1 protein-coding gene is annotated in these 269 nt (G+C 69.5%); it reads left to right on the top strand.

The window, feature by feature from the left end; genetic code table 11:
• Positions 1–269 (top strand): hypothetical protein (locus tag ACG02S_RS26325; RefSeq protein WP_394473454.1); only part of this gene is annotated, 269 nt, incomplete at both ends.

The raw sequence follows: 269 nt of genomic DNA, 5'->3' as shown, positions 1-269 counted from the left end.
TGCGCTGACCGTCAATGCTGGCAGCAACGCCGTTACCCTCAGCCACGCCAGCAACCAACTGGGCGGCACGGTGGGCCTGAGCGCAGGCGCTACGCAGGTGCGCAGCAACAGCGCGCTGACGCTGGGCGCGCTGGACACCGCCGCGCTGACCGCCACGTCTAACGGCGCGCTCAACCTCGGCCAAGGCACGATTGCCGGCAACCTCGTCGCCATCAGCGGCAACGGTGCGATCACACAAGCCGGCGCGCTGGACGTCAGCGGCACCACCA

The organism is Pelomonas dachongensis, assembly GCF_043555865.1.
Taxonomy (GTDB): domain Bacteria; phylum Pseudomonadota; class Gammaproteobacteria; order Burkholderiales; family Burkholderiaceae_C; genus Pelomonas; species Pelomonas dachongensis.
This window is presented reverse-complemented; position numbering and strand designations above follow the sequence as displayed.